At 46.8% G+C, this 21,381-nt stretch carries 20 protein-coding genes; 15 read left to right on the forward strand and 5 right to left on the reverse strand.

Annotated features, from left to right (window positions below; all coding sequences use genetic code 11):
• Position 1 precedes the first annotated feature (1 nt).
• Positions 2-1,234 carry an ISL3 family transposase gene (locus tag ACOGW3_RS04985; protein ID WP_419901965.1) on the reverse strand — a complete coding sequence of 411 codons (1,233 nt, stop codon included), beginning with the start codon at positions 1,232-1,234 and terminating at the stop codon, positions 2-4.
• Here ACOGW3_RS04985 and ACOGW3_RS04990 point away from each other — a divergent pair.
• The 14 genes from ACOGW3_RS04990 (at position 1,221) to ACOGW3_RS05055 (ending at position 16,502) form a co-directional block, all read left to right on the forward strand.
• Positions 1,221-1,535 carry a hypothetical protein gene (locus ACOGW3_RS04990; RefSeq protein ID WP_419901966.1) on the forward strand — a complete coding sequence of 105 codons (315 nt, stop codon included), beginning with the start codon at positions 1,221-1,223 and terminating at the stop codon, positions 1,533-1,535. The genes ACOGW3_RS04985 and ACOGW3_RS04990 overlap by 14 nt on opposite strands.
• Positions 1,536-1,905: 370 nt before the next feature.
• Positions 1,906-2,292, forward strand: a complete 387-nt coding sequence (locus tag ACOGW3_RS04995; protein WP_419901967.1) for a MerR family transcriptional regulator — start codon at positions 1,906-1,908, stop codon at positions 2,290-2,292.
• A gap of 30 nt (positions 2,293-2,322) precedes the next feature.
• A complete protein-coding gene (locus tag ACOGW3_RS05000) occupies positions 2,323-2,820 on the forward strand; it encodes a PaaI family thioesterase (protein WP_419901968.1) in 498 nt (165 codons plus the stop codon).
• A 50-nt stretch (positions 2,821-2,870) separates the two neighbouring features.
• The gene (locus tag ACOGW3_RS05005; RefSeq protein ID WP_419901969.1) at positions 2,871-4,046 is read left to right on the forward strand and encodes an isovaleryl-CoA dehydrogenase; all 1,176 of its coding nucleotides are present in this window, start codon (positions 2,871-2,873) and stop codon (positions 4,044-4,046) included.
• Positions 4,046-5,653 (forward strand): carboxyl transferase domain-containing protein, encoded by a 1,608-nt coding sequence (locus tag ACOGW3_RS05010; RefSeq protein ID WP_419901970.1) that lies wholly within the window; start codon positions 4,046-4,048, stop codon positions 5,651-5,653. The genes ACOGW3_RS05005 and ACOGW3_RS05010 overlap by 1 nt, the downstream gene beginning before the upstream one ends.
• Before the next feature lie 4 nt (positions 5,654-5,657).
• Positions 5,658-6,443 (forward strand): enoyl-CoA hydratase/isomerase family protein, encoded by a 786-nt coding sequence (locus ACOGW3_RS05015; RefSeq protein ID WP_419901971.1) that lies wholly within the window; start codon positions 5,658-5,660, stop codon positions 6,441-6,443.
• A gap of 30 nt (positions 6,444-6,473) precedes the next feature.
• On the forward strand, positions 6,474-8,456 hold the full coding sequence (locus ACOGW3_RS05020; protein ID WP_419901972.1) for an acetyl/propionyl/methylcrotonyl-CoA carboxylase subunit alpha: 1,983 nt from the start codon (positions 6,474-6,476) through the stop codon (positions 8,454-8,456).
• A gap of 1 nt (position 8,457) precedes the next feature.
• The gene (locus tag ACOGW3_RS05025; RefSeq protein WP_419901973.1) at positions 8,458-9,366 is read left to right on the forward strand and encodes a hydroxymethylglutaryl-CoA lyase; all 909 of its coding nucleotides are present in this window, start codon (positions 8,458-8,460) and stop codon (positions 9,364-9,366) included.
• A 56-nt stretch (positions 9,367-9,422) separates the two neighbouring features.
• Positions 9,423-10,175: an SDR family NAD(P)-dependent oxidoreductase gene (locus ACOGW3_RS05030; RefSeq protein WP_419901974.1), complete on the forward strand. Its 753-nt coding sequence runs from the start codon at positions 9,423-9,425 to the stop codon at positions 10,173-10,175.
• A 60-nt stretch (positions 10,176-10,235) separates the two neighbouring features.
• Positions 10,236-11,420, forward strand: a complete 1,185-nt coding sequence (locus tag ACOGW3_RS05035) for an acetyl-CoA C-acyltransferase (RefSeq protein WP_419901975.1) — start codon at positions 10,236-10,238, stop codon at positions 11,418-11,420.
• A 317-nt stretch (positions 11,421-11,737) separates the two neighbouring features.
• Complete coding sequence (locus tag ACOGW3_RS05040; protein ID WP_419901976.1) at positions 11,738-12,070, forward strand: hypothetical protein; 333 nt, start codon at positions 11,738-11,740, stop codon at positions 12,068-12,070.
• A gap of 123 nt (positions 12,071-12,193) precedes the next feature.
• The gene (gene istA, locus ACOGW3_RS05045; RefSeq protein WP_419901087.1) at positions 12,194-13,702 is read left to right on the forward strand and encodes an IS21 family transposase; all 1,509 of its coding nucleotides are present in this window, start codon (positions 12,194-12,196) and stop codon (positions 13,700-13,702) included.
• Positions 13,699-14,511 (forward strand): IS21-like element helper ATPase IstB, encoded by an 813-nt coding sequence (istB, locus tag ACOGW3_RS05050; RefSeq protein WP_419901088.1) that lies wholly within the window; start codon positions 13,699-13,701, stop codon positions 14,509-14,511. Before istA ends, istB begins: the two co-directional genes overlap by 4 nt.
• Before the next feature lie 110 nt (positions 14,512-14,621).
• Entirely contained in the window at positions 14,622-16,502 is a 1,881-nt protein-coding gene (locus ACOGW3_RS05055) for an ATP-binding protein (RefSeq protein ID WP_419901977.1), read from the forward strand.
• 6 nt (positions 16,503-16,508) lie between these two features.
• Here the strand turns inward: ACOGW3_RS05055 and ACOGW3_RS05060 are convergent, their stop codons facing one another.
• Positions 16,509-17,741: an ISL3 family transposase gene (locus ACOGW3_RS05060; protein ID WP_419901077.1), complete on the reverse strand. Its 1,233-nt coding sequence runs from the start codon at positions 17,739-17,741 to the stop codon at positions 16,509-16,511.
• Between ACOGW3_RS05060 and ACOGW3_RS05065 the strand changes: the two genes are divergently transcribed.
• On the forward strand, positions 17,728-17,886 hold the full coding sequence (locus tag ACOGW3_RS05065) for a hypothetical protein (RefSeq protein WP_419901978.1): 159 nt from the start codon (positions 17,728-17,730) through the stop codon (positions 17,884-17,886). The two genes, ACOGW3_RS05060 and ACOGW3_RS05065, sit on opposite strands and share 14 nt — an antisense overlap.
• 9 nt (positions 17,887-17,895) lie before the next feature.
• On the opposite strand, the gene ACOGW3_RS05070 is transcribed toward ACOGW3_RS05065, so the two are convergent.
• From ACOGW3_RS05070 to ACOGW3_RS05080, 3 genes are all read right to left on the reverse strand, one after another.
• A complete protein-coding gene (locus tag ACOGW3_RS05070) occupies positions 17,896-19,143 on the reverse strand; it encodes a phenylacetate--CoA ligase family protein (RefSeq protein ID WP_419901979.1) in 1,248 nt (415 codons plus the stop codon).
• A 79-nt stretch (positions 19,144-19,222) separates the two neighbouring features.
• Complete coding sequence (locus ACOGW3_RS05075; RefSeq protein WP_419901980.1) at positions 19,223-20,050, reverse strand: ABC transporter ATP-binding protein; 828 nt, start codon at positions 20,048-20,050, stop codon at positions 19,223-19,225.
• A 79-nt stretch (positions 20,051-20,129) separates the two neighbouring features.
• A complete protein-coding gene (locus ACOGW3_RS05080; protein ID WP_419901981.1) occupies positions 20,130-21,356 on the reverse strand; it encodes an ABC transporter substrate-binding protein in 1,227 nt (408 codons plus the stop codon).
• Positions 21,357-21,381 lie beyond the last annotated feature (25 nt).

The following is a 21,381-nucleotide window of genomic DNA, read 5'->3' on the forward strand; positions in this document are numbered from 1 at the left end:
TTTAGGATTTCAAATAGAGCATAGATTGATTATCTGGAATGGATGATTGTCTAATTTTGAGTTTGAAGTATTCGGTATCCTTGATGCCTCTGGCTCGCTTACGGATCATTCCTATACTGACATTACCAGCCTCTATCCTGGCGCTTGTGAGCTTGTGTTTGGCGTAGTTGCAGATGCCCACACAATGTTTCCGTAGGGATTTCGCGAACTTTTTTAGATAGAGCATCTGTGACTGATCTGCTATCAGGCACCAACGTTCCAGTTGCTCCGCCATCGCCTCAAATGAAGCGGCACTCCACAGCAGCTGAAGCTGTTCTTTCAAGACGTAAAGTGCATTCAGGTTGCTATTGCTCTCCATCAACCTTTGCAGCTTGTCACTTTGTTTTTCACTCAACTTATCCGCATTTTTGAGCAACAGATAATGTGTCCCTTTCATCAACTCTTTACCACTTGGATCGGCCTTTCTGAACTCAAGTCGACGCTGATTATGGATAGCTTTGCTGTAGTTTTTCATGACGTGGAAACGGTCAAATACTATGTCGGCCAACGGCAAGGACTCTCTGACAGCCTTTTGGTAGGCAGGCCCCATATCCATCGCTACGGCCTTTATTTTGCAGGCTGTATCTGGTTGCAGTTGTTTCAAAAACCTTGAAAAAACCTCGGCAGTTCGGCCTGCTTCAACCCAGATCAGATGACCGCCAACCATATCGTAGACCACCGTCATGTAGTCATGACCTTTCGCCCGGGCAACTTCATCTACACCAATATATTCCAAGCCAGTTAGCTCTGCAGGATCAAGCGTAGGGAGAGTTTCAATAAGGTATGCCCTGTCGATATTCTTGACCGTTTCCCATCGTATATCCAAATGTCTGGAAACCGCTTGAATAGACATATGCCGACATAATCCACTGATCAGTCGGCAAAATCGGTGAGTGAAACGGCACCCTTTATCAACAAAATCACACCCCTCAATGCGGCGTTCGCCCTTGTTAATATAAACCTGCGCCAGCTCAATCTCGACCACACAAGGATACCCAAAAAGGGGGATGTCGTTTACTTGTCGGCGGACATGCTGGTTGATGCTTCCCTTCTGGCCTGTAGCAGGGTCTATAGCCCTCCTACGCGCGTCTCGGCTGCAGTGAATGACAATCTTAACACCGCCGTCATCCAGTTTAATTTCATTTACACGTTGCCCTTTGAGGCCTAAAATATGCTGCGAGATGTTGATTGTCATATACCTGCTCTATGTAAAGTTATCAGAAACCATACATATCAACAGGTTACTTGGCGGTCGGCATCTTTTTCTACTCAACAAAGCGGAGAAGAGCCAAAAAAGCGATCCGGTGTTCCCTAGATTTCAGTCTCCTCCCCCTGGTGGTATAACCGCATGGTACTCCATGCGTTTAACGGCCATCGGTGAGGATAAAGAAGATGTATTTAACCTTAATCTAGAAACGGCATTAAAGCTCTACAATGAACGAGATGAACAAAGAAACTCCCTTTGGATACAGAAGTTTTCATCCTTCTATGACTAAGTGCTTATCAAGAGCCCTTTTACTGTTTTCAATCCTATGCACTTCCCCATAAAGATATCTCACGACTTCAGGTTGCCGTCGCAGTTCAAAGAGGAAAGAGGAAAGCAACCTCCTCTTTCGTGAAAGACCTTAAGATCAACCGTTTCTTTTTAAATTTTATGCCTTCGATATCAAAAGCTTTTATCCAGACGTCATGGTTACCCATGTTCTTAATCTCCGTCTCGCCTCCCCCCTAACTTAACAAATCCAGCTTTATATCTACACAACGAATCACCTTAACGTACAAAATCAATAATACACAGGTATTTGATTTATTTATGTAAATTAAATTCATTTGACGCTTACGTAAAGTGCGTAAATAATAATAACTATGACTGAAAGACGCTATTACACCATCACAGAACTTACCACTGAGTTTGCGGTGACGACCCGTACGCTACGGTTTTATGAGGATGAGAAACTCCTCAACCCTGAACGTCAGGTCCGTAAGCGTCTTTACACTCCCCGAGATCGCACCCGACTGAAGCTCATATTACGTGGGAAAAGACTGGGATTTTCATTGGCGGAAGTCAGGGAAATCATTGAGATGTATGACCATGCCCCGGGTGAAAAAGGGCAGCTCCAGCGTCTGCAAGATCGCATAAATGAACGCACAGCTGAGCTAGAACAAAAACAAAGAGACATCTTGGAAACTCTGGAAGAACTCACAGAGGTTAAAAACTCAGTTCAGCTTAGACTGGATGAGCTGGATAAATAAAAAAGAAAAAACACAGGGAAGATAACCGTTATGGCCAGAACAAATTTTGAACCAAGAAACCCAAATTACGCTGAACTGATCAGAGACAGTCACGATAATACCGGATTTGGAAAAACACTCGGCGCCACTTTGACGGTTATTGAACCTGGATATGTCGAAATGGAGCTCCCTTTTCGGTATGAGTTGTCCCAGCATCACGGGTTCTTTCAAGGTGGTGTCATAGGCGCACTTGCCGATTATGTCGGTGGCTATGCGACTTACACCCTTATCGAAGAAAATGATTCCATACTGACCGTTGAATATAAAATCAACATGATGGCCCCCGGCGCAGGAGAACTTTTAATCGGAAAAGGCACCGTCCTGAGAGCAGGTCGGCGTGTTACAATAGCCAGAATGGACGTCCACGCTGTTCAAACTGATGGCAGCGCAGTACACGTTGCAGCCGCTCAAGGTACCTTCATGCGCATGGAAAACAAACCCGATGTCGCAGCAACCATTGCAAAGATACAAAAGAACAAAACCAAATAACGCGTAAAAGCTGTTTCACATAATATTCCGTAAGCGGAGATATAGAGATCATGAGTACCGGCCATAACTTCCCAAGCCTAAATTTCAACCTCGGCGAAGAAATCGACATGTTGCGCGATAGCGTAAAAGCCTTTTCCGATGCAGAGATTGCCCCGCGTGCAACTGAGATTGACGCAACAAACGAATTTCCCATGGATCTCTGGCGTAAGATGGGTGACATGGGATTACTCGGCATTACGGCGGATGAAGAATACGGTGGCAGTGGTATGGGCTACCTCGCCCATATCGTTACGATGGAAGAACTCAGTCGAGCTTCGGCCTCCGTCGGCCTTTCTTATGGTGCGCACTCAAACCTTTGCGTAAATCAAATTAAGCGCAACGGAACTCCAGAACAAAGAGCTAAATACCTCCCCAAGCTTATAACCGGTGAACACGTCGGCTCTCTGGCAATGTCAGAGCCGGGGGCAGGATCAGATGTCGTATCTATGCGTTTGAAGGCCGAGAAGAAAGGCGATCGATACGTATTAAACGGTAACAAAATGTGGATCACCAATGGTCCTGATGCCGATACGCTGGTTGTTTATGCCAAGACTGATCCTGAAGCCGGAGCCAAAGGTATTACCGCCTTCATCATCGAAAAAGATTTCCCCGGATTTTCCACGGCTCAAAAGCTCGACAAGCTTGGAATGCGGGGATCGAACACTGGTGAGTTAGTCTTCCAGGATTGCGAAGTTCCAGAAGAGAACATACTGGGGGCACTGAACGGTGGCGTCCGGGTCCTTATGTCTGGTTTGGACTATGAACGCGCTGTTCTCTCGGGTGGCCCGCTTGGCATTATGTCCTCTTGCCTGGATATCATTATTCCCTACATCCATGAACGCAAACAATTTGGCCAAGCTATTGGTGAGTTCCAATTGATGCAGGGCAAGATGGCAGACATCTATGCTACATGGAACGCCTGTCGCTCTTATGTGTACGCCGTTGGTCAGGCCTGTGATCGTGGAGAGACCACCCGCAAGGACGCCGCAGGGGCCATTCTCTATTCTGCTGAAAAAGCAACTTGGATGGCAGGTGAGTCCATTCAGGTCCTTGGGGGGAATGGCTATATCAACGAATTCCCGACAGGTCGGTTGTGGCGCGATGCCAAGCTTTATGAAATCGGTGCTGGAACAAGTGAGATCCGCCGCTATCTAATCGGTCGAGAACTCTTTGGGGAGACTGCTTAATGTCCGTCATCCGTTCAAAGATCTCTCCAAGATCGGAAGAGTTCAAAGCCAATGCGGCTCATATGCAGGGCTTAGTTGACCAACTCAACCAAGTTCTTGGTGAAACAGCAAAAGGCGGTCCTGAACGCGCACGCGAAAAGCATCTATCACGCGGAAAGATGCTCCCGAGAGAACGCGTCGAAGCTCTGCTTGATCCAGGTTCCCCCTTCCTTGAGGTTGCCCCCATTGCGGCACATGGCATGTATGATGCCAATATCGCTGCGGCAGGTGTTATCGCAGGTATAGGGCTGGTCTCTGGCGTTGAATGTATGATCCTTGCCAACGATGCGACGGTTAAGGGGGGTACTTACTATCCCATGACCGTCAAAAAGCATTTACGTGCCCAGGAAATTGCACAGGAAAACCGACTACCTTGCGTCTACTTGGTTGATTCTGGCGGTGCAAACCTCCCGAACCAAGACGAAGTCTTCCCCGATCGTGATCACTTTGGCCGCATCTTTTACAACCAAGCTCAAATGTCATCCATGGGCATCCCACAGATAGCAGTGGTTATGGGATCCTGTACAGCTGGCGGAGCCTACGTTCCCGCCATGTCGGATGAGACCATCATCGTTAAAGAACAAGGCACCATTTTCCTCGGCGGCCCTCCTCTCGTAAAAGCAGCGACAGGAGAAGTTGTTTCTGCCGAAGACCTTGGAGGGGCAGATGTCCACACCCGCCTTTCCGGCGTTGCTGATCATCTCGCAGAAAACGATGCTCATGCGCTAACCATTGCCCGACATGTTGTTTCAAACCTGAATTGGCAAAAACCCAACCAGCTTAACCTGTCAAAACCAGAAGAGCCGCTGTACGACCCCAAAGAAATTTACGGTGTCGTTCCGACGGATTTGAAAACCCCTTACGATGTTCGCGAAGTTATCGCCCGGATCGTCGATGGTTCAAGGTTTGATGAATTTAAAGCAAGATACGGCACTACCATTGTTTGTGGTTTCGCTCGTATCTGGGGTTATCCAGTTGGTATCGTAGCTAATAATGGTATTCTCTTTTCAGAAAGTGCTCAGAAAGCGGCTCACTTTATCGAACTCTGTGCCCAGCGCGGTATTCCCTTGGTGTTCTTACAGAACATTTCCGGCTTTATGATTGGTCGAAAATACGAAACAGGTGGTATCGCGAAAGACGGTGCCAAGATGGTAACGGCTGTCGCGACTGCGAATGTCCCAAAATTCACTGTCCTGATTGGCGGTAGTTTTGGCGCGGGTAACTATGGAATGTGTGGCAGGTCTTATCAGCCTCGTTTCCTGTGGATGTGGCCGAATTCTAAGATTTCGGTCATGGGCGGCGAACAGGCTGCTTCTGTGATGTCGACCCTCAAACGCGATAATATCGAAGCCAAGGGCGGAAGTTGGTCTGCAGAAGAAGAAACAACTTTCAAGCAACCCATGCTCGATATGTTCGAAGAACAAAGCTCTCCTTATTATGCCTCAGCCCGCCTTTGGGATGATGGTGTTTTCGATCCCGCTCGCACCCGTCGGGTTTTAGCCCTCGGTCTTTCAGCCTCTCTCAACGCACCAATAAAAGACACCAAGTTTGGTGTTTTCAGGATGTAACGATATGACTTATCAAACACTTGAAATCGAAATTAAAGAAGGTGCTGCCTGGGTTTGGATGAACCGCCCCGACGTGCACAATGCATTGGACGAGATAATGATCTCGGAACTCAGCAATGCCTTTACGGACCTCGGTCAGAAAGACAGCATTCGTGCCATTGTATTGGGTGGCCGTGGTAAGAGTTTCAGCGCAGGCGCCGATCTTGGCTGGATGAAGCGCGCAGCTGAATACACCGAAGAAGAAAATCGGGAAGATGCCCTTAAACTAGCCCAGATGTTACAGGCAATCGCTGAATGCCCTAAGCCCGTAATTGCACGGGTTCAAGGGGCTGCATTTGGTGGTGGGGTTGGATTAACCGCAGCCGCCGATATCGCAGTGGCGGGTGAATATGCAAAGTTCTGCTTATCGGAAGTAAAGCTCGGTCTGGTTCCAGCGACGATTGCCCCCTACGTGGTCTCTGCCATGGGCGAGAGACAAGCGCGACGATACTTCCTCACCGCAGAAATTTTTCGTGCAGAGAAAGCGGCTGAAATCGGATTTGTCCACGAACATTGTAAGGATGAGCAACTCGATGATCTGATAGAAGGGTTGCTTTCCTCTTTGGGCCTCGCCGCACCTGATGCTTTGGGCGTAGCAAAAGACCTCATCCAAACTGTGAGCAACCGGCAATTGGACGAGACACTTATGAATGAGACGGCAGAGCTTATTGCTAGTCAACGCCTCAAGCCAGAAGGTCGAGAAGGCCTCGCAGCATTTTTTGAAAAACGTAAAGCTTCTTGGGTTGCTTGAATTTGAGCAATACTCGTTGGGAATGAATTGATGTTTAAAAAGATCCTCATTGCAAACCGTGGTGAAATTGCCAGACGTATTATCCGCTCCGCTCATTTGATGGGCGTAAAAACGGTTGCCGTATTTTCAGATGCAGACCGGGATGCCCCCTTTGTCAGAGAAGCCGACGAAGCCGTTCATATCGGCCCCCCTGCCCCAGCTGAAAGTTATTTGTTAGCTGACCGGATCCTTGAGGTTGCCAAACAAACAGGTGCTGAAGCCGTACATCCCGGCTATGGCTTCCTATCTGAAAATGCTTCCTTTGCTGAAAACTGTGCAAAATCGGATATTGTTTTTATTGGTCCCCCTGCCTCTTCCATTATCGATATGGGCGACAAATCAGCATCCAAACGCTTGATGCGTGAGGCTGGCGTCCCTCTTTCTCCTGGTTATGAAGGCGAAGAACAGGCTCCTGAACTTCTCTCATCACAAGCAGATCGCATTGGCTATCCCGTAATGATCAAGGCCTCTTCTGGTGGTGGCGGTAAGGGAATGAGAATTGTCCATTCCCCAGATGATTTTGTCGAAGCTCTTGCCTCTTGTCAGCGTGAAGCCAAAGCAGCTTTTGGCGATGATCGGGTACTTATTGAAAAGTTCATCGAAAATCCCCGCCATGTGGAAATACAGGTCTTTGCCGATAATCATGGCAGCACCATTCACCTGTTTGAGCGCGATTGTTCTTCGCAACGTCGCCATCAAAAGGTCATAGAAGAAGCCCCAGCCCCCGGATTGAGTGATAAAACTCGGACCGGCATGCACAAAGCAGCTATTGCCGCGGCCGAGGCTGTTGGCTATCGCGGTGCGGGAACAGTTGAGTTCTTACTTGATCCCAGTGGCGAGTTCTATTTCATGGAAATGAACACTCGGCTTCAAGTCGAACATCCGGTTACAGAGATGATTACCGGGTTGGATCTTGTGGAATGGCAACTTCGTATAGCTTCAGGTGAGCCACTCCCTGCTCAACAAGATGAAATCACCCTCACTGGTCATGCATTCGAGGCACGCATTTATGCCGAAGATCCCAACAATGATTTTCTGCCCGCGACAGGTGATCTTGTCAGATTGTCCTTTCCAGCTCCTTCAGAAAACATCCGTATTGATGCCGGGGTTGAGCAAGGCGGTACCGTCTCCCCACACTATGATCCCATGATTGCCAAGTTGATCACTTGGGACGAGAACCGTGAAAAAGCCTTGGGACGATTAAGTTCCGCATTGGACGAAACCCACATAGTTGGCCTGACCACAAACGTTGCCTTTTTATCGAGGTTGGCAAATGTGCAGCCTTTCAAGGCGGCTGAACTGGATACGGGCCTCATTGAACGCGAACACTCTACACTATTTCCAGCAGCTCAACCTGTTCCTGACAAAGCCCTGATCCTTGCCTCATTGGTAGAGCTCCTTGGCCATAAACCGCAAGTACCCGAAAGCGATCCTTATTCTCCTTGGGGGTCGCAAGATGGATGGCGGTTGGGGGGCCGCGCAAGTCGCAAGCTCCGCTTTACCGAGGACGAAAAAGAACATGCGATAAACGTTATTTATCACGCCCAGGGCTTTTCATTAGAAATCGGCGATACGCAGTACGACGTAACAGGCCAAGTTATGGGTGATCAGATAGAAGCAAATATCGACGGTCATGCCATCAAAGCCTCCGCAATTATCAACGGACTTGAACGTCATATCTTTATCAATGGCACACATCATCAATTGGCGCTTTTCGACCCACTGATAGCGGCAGAAGATTTAGACGAAGATACAGGCGGCCTTCGCGCACCGATGCCAGGTAAGATCGTTAAACTTTTTGCTGCCGTAGGTGACGAGGTAGAACCCGGCGCACCTTTACTGGTTCTTGAGGCTATGAAGATGGAACACACCATCGTCGCCCCTAGCAAAGGCAAGATCAGTGCATTCCTTGCCCAAGAAAATGATCAGGTTAATGAAGGCGATATCTTGGTAGAACTTGAGGTAGAGGAATAAAATGTCTGCTTCGAAACCAAATCAGGTAAAACTCGTCGAAGTCGGCCCACGAGACGGCTTGCAGAACGAAAAAGAATTGGTATCTACGGAAGCCAAAATCGAGCTCATAAACCGACTGTCGGAAACTGGCCTTACGACAATTGAAGCCAGCGCGTTTGTTTCTCCCAAATGGGTTCCACAAATGGCTGATGCCAGTGAGGTTCTCGCAGGGATCAAAAGACACGAACAAATTTGCTATTCCGTGCTCACACCAAACATGAAAGGGTTGGAGCGCGCAATCGAGGCCAAGGTTACCGAAATTGCTGTTTTTGGTGCAGCCTCTGAAAGCTTTTCGCAAAAGAATATCAATTGTTCCATCAAGGAAAGCCTGGAACGCTTCACCCCTGTAATTGAAGCAGCTAAAAAAGCTGAAATTAGAGTGCGTGGCTATGTTTCCTGCGTCCTTGGCTGTCCTTATGAAGGTGAAATTTCCCCACAAAAAGTGGCAGAAGTCTCAAAAGAGCTCTTTGATATGGGCTGTTGTGAAATAAGTCTCGGCGACACCATTGGGGTTGGCACTCCATTATCCACAAGATCAATGATCGAGGCCGTTGCCAAAACCGTTCCCATAGAACATCTCGCGGGTCATTACCACGACACCTACGGTCAAGCCTTAGCCAACATTTATGCTTCGTGGGACATGGGGATCTCGGTCTTTGATACTTCTGTCGCAGGTCTTGGCGGCTGTCCTTACGCCAAAGGAGCCTCTGGTAATGTTGCAACTGAAGATGTGGCTTACCTGTTCAAGGGTATGCAGGTGGATACCGGTGTTGATCTCGACAAGTTGGTTGATACCGCGTGGTTCATAGCAGGAATACTCGGCCGAAAACCAAATTCAAAACTCTCACGGGTGATGGAGAAAGCAGATTAAAACTGCTCTCGAGCCCCAAACAACACATATAGATTTATCGTAAGAGGAACAAAGTCATGAAACTATCTGGTCTTACAGCGCTCATCACTGGCGCAGGTTCTGGACTGGGTGAAGCTGTTGCCCGCCATTTAACATCCAAAGGTGTTCACTGTGGTCTTTTGGATCTCAATGATGAGGGCGTGAACAAGGTTGCAGAAGACCTTGATGCGGTAGCTGTAACAGCTGACGTGACAGATCCAGACGGCGTTCAATCAGCCATTATGGCAATCGAAAACGCCCTGGGTCCAATACGAATTGTCGTTAACTGTGCTGGTATCGCACCAGGTGCGAAATTGGTAGGTCGCGAAGGGGCGCACGATCTCGATCTTTTCCGTAAAACCATTGATATCAACCTTGTCGGTGCCTTCAACCTTATGCGACTGGCTGCCGAACGCATGGTCACTTACGATGAGATTGATGGCGAACGGGGTGTTATCATCAACACAGCCTCTATTGCCGCTTGGGAAGGGCAAATTGGTCAGGCAGCCTATGCAGCTTCTAAGGGTGGTGTTGCCTCACTGACCCTTCCGCTTTCAAGAGAATTAGCACGCAGTGCAATCCGTGTTATGGCCATTGCCCCTGGGATCATGGAAACCCCAATGATTGCTGCTATGTCCGATAAAGTAAAAGACGCACTAGTTGAAAAGAGCCTGCACCCTAAACGTCTGGGCCAGCCTGAAGAGTTTGCAAGCCTTGTCGCTCACATTTGTGAGAATGCATTCTTGAACGGTTCGACCATCCGCCTTGATGGTTCCGTCCGCCTTGCCTAAATCAAGAGTAAGCCTAGCATTGCTTAAATCTGCTCCAGATCTTAACTATCGGAAAATTCAATGACTGACCCAATTGTAATCGTTTCTGCCGCCCGTACCCCTATGGGATCTTTCCAGGGTGTCCTGTCTCCCCTTTCTACAACCGACCTCGGTGCCGCGGCGATTAAAGCTGCTGTTTCCCGCGCAGGTATTTCTGCCGAAGATGTCGAAGAGGTCATGATGGGCTGCGTACTTCCTGCAGGCCTTGGCCAAGCCCCTGCTCGTCAGGCAGCCATAAAAGGTGGCCTTCCCTTATCAGCAGGTTGCACAACGGTAAACAAAGTCTGTGGTTCTGGAATGAAAACAGCCATGCTGGCCCATGACGCACTGAAAGCAGGTACGGTTGATGTTATTGTGGCTGGTGGCATGGAAAGTATGACTAATGCACCCTACGTTCTTCCAAAAGCACGTGGTGGTATGCGTATGGGCCACGGAACCGTCGTCGACCACATGTTTATGGATGGCCTTGAAGATGCCTACTTCGACAAAGGCGGCCTGATGGGGACCTTTGCTGAAAACACAGCCGATAAATATGAAGCGACCCGCGAAGAACAAGACGCTTTTGCCATCGAAAGCCTTAACCGAGCTAAAAAGGCAACCGAAGCAGGCCACTTCAAAGAAGAGATCGAGCCTCTTACAGTAAAGAACCGCAAAAGCGAAACCCTGGTTGAAACTGATGAGCAACCTTTTGCTGTAGACACCAACAAAATTCCTAAACTTCGTCCGGCTTTCCGTCCTGATGGAACAGTAACCGCAGCCTCTTCATCTTCCATTTCTGATGGTGCTGCAGCCCTCGTGTTGATGCGTAAATCAGAAGCAGAAAAACGCGGCCTCAAGCCTCTTGCTTCCATTCAGGCTCACGCCACCCATTCGCAAGAACCTTGCTGGTTCACCACGGCTCCGGTTGGTGCCATCAACAAAGTTCTGGATAAAGCAGGATGGACAAGTGAAGAGGTTGATCTCTATGAAATCAACGAAGCTTTTGCCATTGTAACAATAGCAGCCATTCGTGATCTCAATTTGTCACCAGAAAAAGTCAATGTAAATGGAGGTGCCTGTGCCTTGGGACACCCAATTGGAGCCTCAGGTACACGTCTTATAGTTACTCTTTTACATGCTCTGAAACAAACGGGTGGAACAAAAGGAATTGCCAGTCTTTGTATAGGCGGCGGTGAAGCCACAGCTATGGCTCTAGAGCTTCTCTAGGATATATATAGTTTTAGCTAATAAGAATATTTAGCCCGAGGCAGTTTATAAAGCCTCGGGCTTTTTTTTGCCTAAAGAATTGTAATTTGGCTACTACATAGGTTTTTCTTAAAGTGAGTTTTACCAATAATTAAACTTTATGCACCACCATAAGTAATCCAAAGACACAACCATCTATCGTAAAGGTAACAGTGATATATACGGATAAATCCCTCTCTCTGGTTACTTATTTTTGGACATTCGACCTTATCCCCATATCGCAAATCAGTAATTTTTGATGACTTTTTAAAATTACCAATCAGTGGGATGAACGTTAAATGAATGGTGATATCTTTAAAATTGCAGCCGGTACTTTTGGGCTTACTCTTAGCCTAATTCTGATATTTGCATTTGTGGAATCAAGAAAAATTCACCCCGTCCACATGCAAGAACTCAGTCTCATGCTTCAAGAACTAAAAGCAAATGAGAATTCCCTGAATGAGACACTTTTAAAATCACAAAAGGTATCATTACCAAATTTTACAAAATTCAAAGCTGCAGATAGCACTATAACCAATATTATCGGTACCCTGGAGCAAGATTATAATCACCACTGTTCAGCGACAATAACCTTGGCCGGTTGCGACAACCACCTTGGCCGGTGGATCTGATCATTAAAAAGGGCGTGCCCGTTTGATAATCAGATCCACCGGCCAAGGCTTAATTTGGTGTTAGTTACAAGCTGCTGTGAGTTGATAAATTAGGAACCTCTAGATGTAATTGGAGGAACCTGTTTGCCGTATAAATTTATCACAGATGAACAACTGAGACTTTACATGACAGATAGAAAAACTCATGGTCAACGAACCGCCGCTGCCCGCGCAGGGTTTAGCGAACGCACGGCCCGCCGATTTGACGTTGATGCGACTTTACCGTCACAACGCAATATAAAGCGAGGGCGAACAGTTTCTGATCCGCTTGAAGATATCTGGGATAAGGACATCCTTCCCATTTTGGATAAAGACAACTCGGTCAAACCCATTACTTTGTTGCGCCACATACAGAGCCTCTATCCGCTCCGTTTTCCCGATGACCGTGTCAAGCGCACGTTAGAGCGCCGAGTTCGGGGATGGCGGGCTCTGAATGGCCCTGAAAAGGATATCATTTTCAGGCAAACACCTGAGCCGGGTTACATGGGCCAATCAGATTTCACGGATGCAGCCGACTTAAGTATTACCATTGCAGGAGATCCTTTGGTGCATCGGCTCTATCATTTTGTTCTGGTATATAGCCGATGGGAACATGTTGGGGTCGTACTTGGCGGTGAGAGTTTTACAGCCCTTGCGGAGAACTTACAAAATGCGCTTTGGTCCTTGGGGGGCGCTCCTGAAAACCACCGGACCGACAGCCTGTCTGCGGCCTTTCGGAATTTGAGCGTTGAGGAAAAGGAGGACATTACCAAACGTTATTCTGCTTTTGTTGAGCACTACGGTATGGAGGCCAGTCGAAATAACAGAGGGGAATCACACGAGAACGGTGCCATTGAATCTCACCACGGTCACCTTAAGACTGCGATAAAGCAGGCCCTGATTTTGCGTGGCAGTAATGACTTTGACACTTTGGATGAGTATCGGCGATTTTTGGACGAGCTGATTGCTAGACGGAACAAACATCGTGACCAAGATATCCAAACAGAGTTGAAATCTCTCAAGGCGTTACCTCCTCGGCGAACAACAGATTACACTGAAGTCGTGTCGAGAGTTACCAAAACAAGTGGTTTTTTAGTTAAGCAGGTTTTTTATAGCGCCCCTTCTCGCCTAATTGGTCAACGCTTGCGTGTCCATATTTACGATAACCGGATAGAAGCCTATCTAGGCAGCACTCATGTCGTCAGCCATTCTCGTGAGCGGGGGCACGGCAAAGGCCCCCGCATTCATGTTATCAATTATCATCACGTCATTCATGCTCTCAAACGTAAACCTCAGGCACTCGCCAATTCTATTTATCGTGACAGTATTTTTCCAAGAACCGAGTACTCCCTGGCCTGGACATTGTTTCAGAAAAAGTTGTCCCGCAGAGATGCGTGTCGTCAGATGGTTGGGATACTTTTCCTTGCGCACGAAGAGGCTTGTGAGGCCGAAGTCGCGCACCTGATTTCGAGAGAAATCAATGCAGGAAGGCTACCTTGCGCAAAAAAACTTAAGCTGAATATCACAAAAAAGAACACGGATTTACCTCCTGATATTCCCGTGGTTCAACCTTCATTATCAGTCTTTGATACTCTGTTGGAGGATCGGGCATGACAAACATTGAAGTGGATCAGCACAAGCTGCCTCTTATGCTAACTGACTTACGATTACCCAGCTTTCACAAACACTGGCAAGATATCGCAATCCAATCCGACAAGGAGGGCTGGTCAGCAGCCAGGTTCCTTGCCGTTTTGGCCGAATATGAATTGGCCGAAAGGGACACGCGACGCATTCAACGCCATCTCAACGCATCAAACCTGCTGGGCGGAAAAACTCTGGCCACTTTTAACTTCAAGCGGCTGCCTAACGTGAAAAAGGCGCAGGTCGAAGCCTTGTCTGCCGGTGACTGGATTGACGCAAGAGCAAATCTGATTGCCATTGGAAATTCAGGGGGAGGAAAAACTCATCTCCTATGCGCCGTAGGTTATGCTCTTATAGAGGCTGGATACCGTGTGCTCTATACGCAAACCAGTGATCTGGTGCAAAAACTCCAGGCTGCCAGACGTGAACTTATGCTCGAAAACGCCCTCGCAAAACTCGATAAATTTGATCTCATCATTCTCGATGATATTACCTATGCACAAAGGGATATATCTGAAACATCCGTGCTCTTTGAATTGATCGCCAGACGATATGAGTACCGAAGTATTGCAATTGCTGCCAATCAACCTTTTAGCGGATGGGACAATATTTTTCAAGATAAGGCCATGACCGTTGCAGCAATCGATCGTCTTGTTCACCACTCAACCATTCTTGAGATGAATATCGACAGCTACAGACAATGGGAAGCCGCCCAAAATCTCAAAAAAATGTTGCGGAAAACCACAAACAAAAAGGTGAAAAATATGCCTGAAGCATCGTAAATAAACGTCAGATCACAGCCGCATCAAAAGCGGCCAAGGTGGTTGACGCAACCGGACAAAGTGGTTGACGCTCTACACACCACGGAACAATACAGCCAGAAACCAAAGTATTGCTGAAAAAGTATCTCGCAAATCACAAAAAACGAAATAAGCTCATCGAAACATTCGAGAAACAATTCACAGCCTACTGGGATAACCGTATTTTACTAAAGCATGCTGTTGTAGAGTTTTCAGAGAGTTACAAAGCCATAAATGATAACTCGGGATTGATACAACAGTTGATGAGTTTCAGCTTTATGCTTAACGCATCAACTGATGAAAATAACCAAAATATACATTCGACGATATCAGCATTTGAAGATGATATTAATAACTTTTCTCATAGCCTGAGTGATGATCAGCTAATTGAACTTCAACTAATTATCAAGTACGTCAAACAAACACTGAATACGAAGGCTAACTTAGCAAGTCTGACCACAGAACTCACCAACCTTGGAAATACAGAAATATTAAATAAATTGAGTGAAAAGCAAAATCATCAATTTAAAATTTATTATCAAGAATCAGAACTCTATACACAAATTATGTTTGCTGCGACATGTATACTTATTCTTGGAATTGCATTTGCATTTTATAAGCTTTTTAAAACAACTTCATCGCTCAACAGAACAAAATCCTTACTCGAAACCCGTGTGTTGCACCGAACTGCAGAGCTTGAAAATGCCAAGAAACAAGCTGAGGCAGCGAACCTTGCAAAATCAAGATTCCTCGCATCCATGAGCCATGAAATAAGAACTCCCATGAACGGCGTTCTTGGTATGGTTAGCTCTTTGCTCGGGAGTAAATTAACAAGTGATCAGCACAACAGCGTCTTTACCATTAAGGAATCTGGTGAGGCTCTACTTTCTCTGCTAAATGACATTCTGGATCTTTCAAAAATCGAAGCAGAAAAAATAGAACTCGAAGATATAGATTTCTCATTATCCAAAGTATTAGATTCTACAGAGGCACTTTGGGAATCCCGTGCCAGAGCAAAAAACTTAAGATTTCAAGTCCTGAACTCACCCAATAATCCTGATATAATCAGGGGTGATCCTGGCCGAGTACGGCAGATCCTTTATAACCTGATTGGAAATGCCATAAAATTTACGCAGTCAGGCAAGATATCAATTATCATCGAAGAAGTCCCAACCCAGAATGACAAAATAAAATTTAGATTTGAGGTCGAAGACAGTGGCCTTGGTATCACAAAAGAAAATCAGGAAAAATTATTCAGGGCATTCGCTCAAGCGGACGCAACAACAACTCGAAAGTTTGGCGGAACCGGGTTGGGTCTCGTCATTTGTAAGCAGCTAACCATGCTCATGGGCGGCGATATCGGGGTAGAAAGTACGGAAGGACTAGGCTCCACTTTTTGGTTCACCATTGAAGTAGAAAAAGGTGATCCAGCAAAAGTAAAAGCAGCTGAAGAGGCTGAGGTTCTTCGCAACAAACCACCTGACTATATTGGGAAGTCGATTAAAATATTGGTGGCGGAAGACAATCGTATAAATCAGAAAGTCATACAGTCACTACTAACACCATTGAACTGTAATCTACATATCGTCGAAAATGGTCTAGAAGCTTATATCGCCGTACAAAAACAACCATTTGATGTTGTCCTTATGGATGTTCAAATGCCCCAAATGGATGGACCAACGGCAACGAGGCGGATCAGAGAACTTACGACCCCTCTCGCTAAAATTCCAATCATTGCACTAACAGCAAACGCGATGAAGGGCGATAGAGAGTTCTATCTGGAATGTGGAATGGACGACTATGTATCAAAACCCATAGATCAACGGGCGCTAATAGGTGCAATTTCCAGATGGGTAAGCGCGTCGAACATTGGTCAGCCTATTAAAACGGGCCTCAAAGTTGTAGATAAGCCAACAGAATTAACAAAAGAAGCAAAATCAGAAATACAAAAGGGCTCTTCTCCGCTTTGTTGAGTAGATTTAGGATTTCAAATAGAGCATAGATTGATTATCTGGAATGGATGATTGTCTAATTTTGAGTTTGAAGTATTCGGTATCCTTGATGCCTCTGGCTCGCTTACGGATCATTCCTATACTGACATTACCAGCCTCTATCCTGGCGCTTGTGAGCTTGTGTTTGGCGTAGTTGCAGATGCCCACACAATGTTTCCGTAGGGATTTCGCGAACTTTTTTAGATAGAGCATCTGTGACTGATCTGCTATCAGGCACCAACGTTCCAGTTGCTCCGCCATCGCCTCAAATGAAGCGGCACTCCACAGCAGCTGAAGCTGTTCTTTCAAGACGTAAAGTGCATTCAGGTTGCTATTGCTCTCCAGCAACCTTTGCAGCTTGTCACTTTGTTTTTCACTCAACTTATCCGCATTTTTGAGCAACAGATAATGCGTCCCTTTCATCAACTCTTTACCACTTGGATCGGCCTTTCTGAACTCAAGTCGACGCTGATTATGGATAGCTTTGCTGTAGTTTTTCATGACGTGGAAACGGTCAAATACTATGTCGGCCAACGGCAAGGACTCTCTGACAGCCTTTTGGTAGGCAGGCCCCATATCCATCGCTACGGCCTTTATTTTGCAGGCTGTATCTGGTTGCAGTTGTTTCAAAAACCTTGAAAAAACCTCGGCAGTTCGGCCTGCTTCAACCCAGATCAGATGACCGCCAACCATATCGTAGACCACCGTCATGTAGTCATGACCTTTCGCCCGGGCAACTTCATCTACACCAATATATTCCAAGCCAGTTAGCTCTGCAGGATCAAGCGTAGGGAGAGTTTCAATAAGGTATGCCCTGTCGATATTCTTGACCGTTTCCCATCGTATATCCAAATGTCTGGAAACCGCTTGAATAGACATATGCCGACATAATCCACTGATCAGTCGGCAAAATCGGTGAGTGAAACGGCACCCTTTATCAACAAAATCACACCCCTCAATGCGGCGTTCGCCCTTGTTAATATAAACCTGCGCCAGCTCAATCTCGACCACACAAGGATACCCAAAAAGGGGGATGTCGTTTACTTGTCGGCGGACATGCTGGTTGATGCTTCCCTTCTGGCCTGTAGCAGGGTCTATAGCCCTCCTACGCGCGTCTCGGCTGCAGTGAATGACAATCTTAACACCGCCGTCATCCAGTTTAATTTCATTTACACGTTGCCCTTTGAGGCCTAAAATATGCTGCGAGATGTTGATTGTCATATACCTGCTCTATGTAAAGTTATCAGAAACCATACATATCAACAGGTTACTTGGCGGTCGGCATCTTTTTCTACTCAACAAAGCGGAGAAGAGCCTACAAAAGCTTCAAGATGATCTTGAAGATTTAATGAAAGATATCCCCTAGAGGTTTCCTTTAGCCTAAGACACTGTCACGAGAATCATTAATGACCTTACCGTCGTTGGGCAAAGTACCTACGGCTTCAAAAATTACATTTCCCCGTAATCGGCACTCTATTCGGATTGTATCGGCAATCTGATTTTCAAGATCTTCATTTGCAAGGCCGCTTTTCACTTCGCAATGTAAAGCCATGGTGTCTTTACCGTCACTATCAGACACTTCTAGCCGGGCCTTAATAATTTCCTCGTGTAACTCCACAACACGTGCAACCTGTTCGGGGTGAATAAACATTCCGCGAACTTTGGTTGTTTGATCCGCACGCCCCATCCATCCTTTAATGCGCCGATTTGTTCTGCCACAAGGGCTCTGCCCTTCTAAAATTGCAGAGAGATCCCCTGTTGCAAACCGAATAAGAGGGTAATTGGGATTAAAACAGGTAACAATAACTTCCCCAACCTCTCCATCGGGCACGAGATCACCTGTACCTGGGCGGACGATTTCAACGATGACATCTTCGTCGATTATCATGCCCTCCATTGCCTCACTTTCGTAAGCGATCAAGCCAACGTCCGCTGTGGCATAACACTGACGAACATGAATCCCCCTGCCTTCGTAATAATTTCGTAAATCAGGAAAAAGTGGCCCGCCGGTAACCAAGGCCCTGGTTATTGAAGTAATAGGCGTATTGAGAACCTCAGCTTTTTCCAAAATTATCTTAAGAAAATCTGGAGTTCCCATATAAGCATCTGATTGAAAACGATTAATAGCGTTAACCTGATCTTCTGTTTGACCAACGCCCCCTGGAAAAACAGCGCAGCCCAGCGTTCGTGCAGCATAATCAAACATGATCCCGGCTGGAGTAAAGTGGTAGGCAAAACAATTGTGTGCAATCCCCCCCTCGCGGAGGCCAACAGCGTAAAGAGCCCGGGCAACACGCCAGATATCTTCATCTTCACCTTGAGGTTCTACTATTGGTCCCGGAGACAAAAACAGACGCGCCATTTTCCCCGCGGGAACCATGCCCAAACCCCCAAAGGGTGGCTCTGAATTTTGAAGCTCTATCAGCTCTGACTTCCTAACGATAGGCAGTTTAGGCAGATCAGAAAGGTTCTGTATTCCATCGGCTTCGACCAAAGACAAGGATTTGGAATAAAACGGAGACAACTCTTTCGCTGAGTTAATTAAATCCTGTAGTTTGTTTAGGTGATCATTTTCGCGCTCACTTTGGCTGCGGATTTCTTTATGATCAAAATATTCACTCATTTTACAGCATTCCAAATTTTGCCGGTACCAGGTTCGTGTGAACCGGATTTATAATTTGATAATAACGAAGGATTTTCGACTAGAGCCAACGTTTACGGCGCTTGAAAGACTTGATGTTTTTAAAGGACTTACGCTCTTCTCCTCCACCACCGAGATAGAACTCTTTGACATCTTCATTATTCATGAGTTCTTCTGCGGTTCCATCCAGTACGATTTTTCCATTTTCCATGATATACCCGTAATCTGCTGCTTTCAGGGCCATGTTGGCGTTTTGCTCCACCAGAAGAACCGATATTCCAAGCTCACGGTTCATGCGTTTAATAATGCCAAAAACCTCTTTAACCAGCAGCGGCGACAACCCCATGGAAGGCTCATCCATCATAATTAGATCAGGCCGAGCCATAAGAGCACGCCCGATTGCCAACATCTGCTGCTCTCCACCAGAAAGATAGCCAGCGAGACCTGTTCTCTCTTTGAGGCGCGGGAAATAATTAAAAACTTTTTCAATGTCGCCAGCCACGTTCTTTTGTGGCTGGGTAAAGGCACCAAGGCGTAAATTTTCAAGAACGGTCATGTCATGAACAATTCCCCGCCCTTCCATCACCAAAAAAGTACCATTTCGAACTCGTTTTTCAGGCGGCATTTTGGTTATATCGGTACCGTCATAGATGATATCACCACGACTGACTTCACCGTCTTCAGATCCAAGCAATCCTGCAATTGCTTTTAATGTTGTTGATTTCCCTGCCCCGTTTGCGCCAAGAAGGGCTGTAATCTGCCCCCGTTTCGCCGTCAGGTTTAGCCCGCGCAAAACCAGAATAACCTCGTTAAAGACAACCTCTATATTATTAACCGAAAGAATCGTGTCATTTTGAGGTTGGTTTTGTAGTTTTGAGACAGTACTCATGTTCAGAACCCTTAGGTTTCGGAAAATCATCATTCGTGAAAGCAGGCCCATCCGTAAGAACGGGCCTGCCTAGGCTTACTTAGTAGCCAACCCAGTCATCACGACGAGGCAGTGTCATCTCAGCGATACGTTCGATGTTAACCGCGCCATCTTCGAAAGAGCCTTTGTTGATAGAAACAACAGTGCTTCCACGGTGATCTTCAGGAGACCAAGTGGATGGCAAGCAAACCCCTTCAAGACCTTTTGGTGTCCAGCCCTTGTTGACATACATACCCTGTTTGATGTTTTCACCGGTAATGCCACCATTAGCTTTGGCCCACTCCATTGCTTCTTTCATGTAAAAAGCAGAGCAAACACCACGGATATAGTGATGTGTAGGCTTGGTATCTTTAGCAAAACCACTCATATCCGCGATTTTGTAAACCAGATCCATGCCATCAGCAGCGGCATCCCAAAACGGTGTCGAGGTCGGGAACACATAGTCCTGAGCTTCAGCAGCTTTGATGGTTAGATAATCACCCGCCCAAACATTACCCATGTAGGTCACATCTGCGCCAACTGTGTTGCAAGATTTCAGTAAAGAAATCACCGAGCCACCAAGGTTGCCAACATAAGCGTAGTTCGCACCTGATTCTTTAATCGTTAGGCACTGCGCTTTATAATCACCTGGGCCAAGCGGCACCACAACGGGTGGCAATACATCCAGACCAAGCTCTGTCGCATACTCTGCACAACCTTCTTTAGGTGCATTCGGGTATGGGTGGTTATCGCCAGTGTGAACGAATTTTGGATCACTGATACCTTTTTCCTTGGCATCACCCGCTGCCCACTGAACCAGCGCACGACAAGCATCCGTGTAAGATGGGCCATAGAAGAAGTTATAGGGCGCAGGCTTTTTTGTCTTTGGATTTTTACCTGTAGGATCGGTTAAGTGTCCGGAATAAGAAGCAGACCAGACAGGAACTTCGTCTTTCGCAACAAAGCCGATAAGAGCTTCTGTATCGCCTGTGCCCCAGCCTTGAAGGGCGATCATCCCCTTGGACTTCCACTTTTTATAATTCGCAATTGCTTGTGGAACCTTATAGGCGTAATCGATCGTTTCCATTTCGATTTTGGTTCCATCGATGCCACCCGTGGAGTTGATATAATCAACGGCGTCACGAACCCCAGGTCCATAAAATTTACTGACAAAGGACGTCGGGCCTGTGTAATCGACGAGGTGGCCGACAAAAACGGAATCTTCTGCTAAGGCCGGGCTGCTTGCTGCCGCCAGGGCTAATGTTGCGGCGAGAATGCGCTGCTTCATGTCTTACTCCCTATTGGCGGCCTAT

It is taken from the genome of Kiloniella sp. (genome assembly GCF_965205715.1).
Classification (GTDB): domain Bacteria; phylum Pseudomonadota; class Alphaproteobacteria; order Kiloniellales; family Kiloniellaceae; genus Kiloniella.